This window comes from Acinetobacter sp. RG5 (genome assembly GCF_031844265.1).
GTDB lineage: Bacteria > Pseudomonadota > Gammaproteobacteria > Pseudomonadales > Moraxellaceae > Acinetobacter.
In genome coordinates, this window is record NZ_JAUZUV010000037.1 from 1 (window position 1) to 5,066 (window position 5,066).

3 protein-coding genes and 1 pseudogene are annotated in these 5,066 nt (G+C 41.2%); 3 read left to right on the forward strand and 1 reads right to left on the reverse strand.

The window, feature by feature from the left end:
• Window positions 1–230: pseudogene (locus tag Q9R21_RS14730) on the forward strand (transporter); the annotation flags it as partial.
• Window positions 231–331: 101 nt separating this feature from the next.
• On the opposite strand, the gene Q9R21_RS14735 reads toward Q9R21_RS14730, so the two are convergent.
• Window positions 332–1,351 (reverse strand): AraC family transcriptional regulator, encoded by a 1,020-nt coding sequence (locus tag Q9R21_RS14735; protein WP_045796736.1) that lies wholly within the window; start codon window positions 1,349–1,351, stop codon window positions 332–334.
• 153 nt (window positions 1,352–1,504) lie between these two features.
• Between Q9R21_RS14735 and Q9R21_RS14740 the strand changes: the two genes are divergently transcribed.
• Complete coding sequence (locus Q9R21_RS14740; RefSeq protein WP_045796737.1) at window positions 1,505–2,950, forward strand: coniferyl aldehyde dehydrogenase; 1,446 nt, start codon at window positions 1,505–1,507, stop codon at window positions 2,948–2,950.
• Window positions 2,951–3,064: 114 nt separating this feature from the next.
• Window positions 3,065–4,783, forward strand: a complete 1,719-nt coding sequence (locus Q9R21_RS14745) for a GMC oxidoreductase (RefSeq protein WP_045796738.1) — start codon at window positions 3,065–3,067, stop codon at window positions 4,781–4,783.
• Window positions 4,784–5,066 lie beyond the last annotated feature (283 nt).

Genomic DNA, 5,066 nt, shown 5'->3' on the forward strand with positions numbered 1-5,066 from the left:
GTTACACTTATCCAAATAGTACGACGGTGGCATTGAATACTGAAACGACATATGACTGGAATGCAGAAGAAGCCACAGTTCCTGTCAACTTGACTGTGACCAAAGTGATTCGCCTAAATGGTCAGGCCATTAGTGTGGGCGGTGGTGCTCGATATTGGGTTGATGATACTGACGGCAGCCCGAAAGGTTGGGGGGCACGTTTGGTCGCATCCTTTGTTTTCCCGAAATAATCAATTGAGTCTGTATTGATTAGAGTGACATTCAATGGATTTAAACTATATGCTTGAATTCGTTGGGTACTTTTTATTTAACGAAGTAGCAAAACCAGAAGTCATACAATATGGCTTCGACTTTTGTCTCTTAACTCGGTTGGAGGAACGCCAAACCAGCTTTTAAAGTTGCGACTGAAAATAGATAATTCTGCATAGCCCAACTGTAGAGCAATATCTGTCAAATTCACATTGCCTGCATCAAGCATACGAAGCGCTTCTTTTTTTCGGACATTTTCGAGTATATCTCGATAGGTTGTTCCTTGCATTTTTAAAGCGCGCTGAAGCTTTTTCGGATGCATTCCCATACAGAGTGCGATATTTTCAATGCTGCAGTCTCCTGTCGCCATCAGCATGCGGACTGAACTCTCTATCAGTGCGGTATTGTCTTCAGTTTTGGTGCTGCTTTGTGTTTCAAGCTGCTGTACGATTAGTTGATTAATGGCATCTTCATTAAAATTATAGGGTTTATAGCTTAAAAAGCTTGCGGGAAAATAAAGCGCATCCTCATCGGTTTCAAATTCCACTGGACAGGAAAAATGTGCTTGGAAAGTTTGAGCTCCTTTTTGTGGTGCTTTTTGCTTGAAGCAAATTTTTTCTGCATGCCACTGTGGGCCAATCAAATCTTTTAAAATATTCGCGACAAGGCAAATGGCCAGTTGTGATTTTTGTGGTACATCGGTGTTGTATTCACTTAAACGCACAAAGTTCAGCTTACAGAACAGAGCATTATGTTGCGAGACGTGAAAGACAACGCCTTCAGCATGTAAATAGACATACTTTTGCGCCACGCTTAAGGCTTCAAGTATGCTCGTTTGTCGGGACATATAGACGCCAATCAAACCGATTGTGCTAATATTTTGGAGTGCGCCGAGTTTTAAACCGAAGCAGTCATCCTGACAGGCTAAGGCCGCTTTTTCCAATAAATTTAAATAATGATCATAATGAATAAATGAATCTGGATCGCGGAGTAAAGCAGGTAAAATCCCGATCTCTTTCAAGATTCCTATAGGGTTTATGCCATAACTACGGACTAAGTCTTCAAAACCGCCGAGGCTGGCTGCACGAATATAACTTCCCATTACAACATTCCGTGTTGTCCTAAAAGATCAATTTAGTGTCCTAAAAAGTCAAGCATAATTCAAGTCATTTGTTAAAGTAGGATAAGAGATTATCTCAACCAACATAGAAAAGAAGTATTGAATCACCATTTTTAGCCGTGAAAGGAAAAGCATATGCAACTTACGGTTCAGTCTCATATCGAGCAAACAGTGATAGAACAGACATTGCACGATTGTTTTCAATTACAGCGCAAAAGCTTTCATCAGCAAGGCATTGAAACGATTGAACAACGCAAGCAACATTTACTGAATTTAAAAGCATTGATTAACAATCACCGTGAAGCAATTATTGACGCCTTGAATCGTGATTATGGAAATCGTTCACGCCATGAAACCTTATTAGCAGAAATTATAACTGTCACGGATGACATAAACGGCAGCATCAAACACTTGAAACACTGGACCAAAGTACAAAAACGACATGTCGATCATAGCCTGTATTTTGGTGCAAAAAACCGTGTGATTCCGCAGCCGCTGGGGGTGATTGGAATTATTGTGCCGTGGAATTTCCCCATCAATTTGATGTTCTCGCAATTATCTGCTGTGTTTGCTGCGGGAAATACCGCTATGGTTAAAATGTCTGAAAATTCAAGACATTTGGCTGAATTACTGATTGAGTTAAGTCCCAAATACTTTAAAGCGGAAAAATTACAGATTTTCGATGAGACTGGTGAAGTAGGCATCGCATTTTCAAAATTGCCGTTTGACCACCTGATGTTTACTGGCTCTGGTGCGACAGGGCGTAAAGTCATGGCTGCTGCAGCACAGAACTTGACGCCAGTGACTTTGGAGTTGGGTGGTAAATCTCCTGCGGTGATTGATCCTGAATACCCTATTGAGAAAGCTGTAGAACGCATTATGTTTGTGAAACAGTTTAATGCGGGGCAAATTTGTACCAATGTCGATTATTTATTTGTACATGAGTCGAAGTTACAAGCTTTTATTCAAGCCGCGGCAGCGTGGGTTCAGGAACATGTGCCTGATATTCATAGCAAAGATTATACTTCTGTGATTGATGAGCGTGCATTTCAGCGCTTAGTGCATAGCTTGGCAGATGCTGAAGCCAAAGGGGCCAGTTTGATTAATTTAAATCAGCAAGAACCAGATGCTGCGACACGAAAATTTCCACTGACTTTGGTATTGAACAGTAATGATGAGATGGAAATTGATACGCGTGAAACCTTTGGTCCGATCTTGATGGTCAAAACCTACCAAAAGCCTGAAGAGGTAGTAGACTATATTGTGCAGCGTGATCGTCCATTGGCTTTTTATCCATTTAGTAATAACAAAAGTTTAATCGATTTTTATATCAGCAGAGTTATGTCGGGCGGGGTTTCGGTCAATGATGCCTTATTTCATGTCGGGCAGCATGACTTACCCTTTGGTGGAGTCGGTGCCAGCGGGATGGGGCACTATCATGGTTATGAAGGCTTTTTGACTTTTTCTAAAATGCGCCCTGTATTTTATCAGGCGGGTTTTTCGAGTTTGAAGTTTCTCGCGCCACCGTATGGAAAATTTGCCAATTGGCTGTTGAATTTATTGATTCGCATGAAGTCATAAGCGCTTAAATTTTAAAACCTCAACATCACTTTTCACTTCAAGATGGATATTTTGAAGTGAAGGAATTAGTGTATTTAAAAACAGAAAAATAAAACTATTAAAGGAGTTAATAGTATGAATAATAAAGATTTTGATTATGATCAAATCGTGATTGGCTCAGGCTTTGGTGGATCGGTCAGTGCTTTACGCCTCAGTGAAAAAGGCTATAAAGTCCTGATTTTGGAGAAAGGCTTACGCCGTGAAGACAAGGATTTTCCAACCACCAATTTAGACACAAAAAACTATTTGTGGCGACCTGAACTGGGATTCAGAGGTACGATGCAATTTACTTTCACCAGTAAAACCACCATTTTGCATGGGGTGGGCGTTGGTGGGGGCTCACAAATTTATGCCAATGTACATTTAATTCCACCTGATGCAGTTTTTGAGTCGGAGGCATGGACCAAGATTCGTAAAGACTGGAAAGACACCTTAAAGCCGTTTTATGGTCTCGCTCAACGTATGTTGGGTACAGCGAATAATACTTATACCAATATTGCAGACGACACGTTAAAAGAAGTTGCGAGTGAAATTGGATATGCAAATTCATTTAAAACGGTGAATACGGGGGTCTTCTTTTCGCAAGTAGCTGGTCAAGAAGGACAATTAGCGAAAGATCCGTATTTCAATGGAGATGGACCAGATCGTAACTCCTGTATTTATTGTGGCAGTTGTATGTTGGGCTGTCGTAATAATGCCAAAAACACCCTCATGAAGAATTACCTGTATTTTGCTGAACGTAATGGGGTAGAAATTCGTCCAAGTTCTGAAGTCCTCAAAATTATGCCATTGAGTGAGGATGGTGGTGAAGGCTATGAAATCATTATCAAAGAAACTTTAGGTAAGAATGTTCGTCAATATAGTTTGCGCAGTCGTGGGGTAGTGTTATCTGCAGGGGTGATGGGTACGGTACCGATGTTGTTAAAAATGCGGGATCAGTATAAGACTTTACCCAATATTTCTTCATTGCTGGGACAGGAAGTTCGGACGAACTCGGAAACTCTGACCACAGTGAACAACACAGATAAAAAACTGGATGATGGGGTAGCAATCAGCTCTTTTATTTCGGTCGATGCAGATACCAATATTGAGGTCACACGGTTCCCTGAAGGTGCGGATGCTTCATGGATTTATATTCCATACGTGCCGATGGTGACCGGTCAGGGCTTTATGCGCTTTATGAAGTTTGTGTTCAATACACTGTTACATCCCTTAAAAACCTTTAAAGTACTGCGTTATAAGGGTAAAGCCAAAGACTCTATCATTTTATTGGTGATGCAAAAGTCTGAAGCATTCATTCATTTTGAATGGCGTAGAAAGTGGTATCGACTGTTCAAAAATAGTATCACTGCTGTGCAAAAAGAAGGGGACACGCCACTCACCGTTTCATTCCCTGCGGCTGAAGAAGCCACTAAAATGATTGCACAAAAGTTAGGTGGAGAACCTGGTTCTGCACTTACTGAAATTCTACTGGGAACGCCAACGACAGCACATATTATGAGTGGTGTCGCGATGGGCAATGACAAGTCGAATGGCGTTGTGGACTTCACTGGTCAAGTCTTTGGTTATCAAAATTTACGCGTATTAGATGGTTCGATTGTACCTGGGAATTTAGGTGTGAATCCCTCACTAACCATTACCGCACTGTCTGAATTTGCGATGAGTCAAATCCCAGTGTTCTCCGCAGAGCGGGCAGCAAAGATTCAGCGTATTGAATTTAGTCAGCCTTTGGAGGGACAGGTGTCTGACTTGAAGGGTACTGGTGATTTAGCCAGTGCATTAAGCAATGCTTAAAAAAGTGGATATGGTTTGGGCTGGTGATGGTGATGGTGTCTAATACGGCAAATTAGACAGCCCAAGCAATACAATCTTGAGATCATTATCCCTCTAACGCTGTATGACAGCGTTAGAGGGCGTTGCTGATTTTATGGGCTATAATTCAGAAATTCCTAAGCTAAGAAGAGAGCGAAAAGCTGTCTTACCTTTTTTACCGATCAATGAGTAATTGGGGGGCATTATTGAGTCTATTCATAAACCCAAAAGCCATGGTTTATTTTTTCTTGTTATAAAATATGAC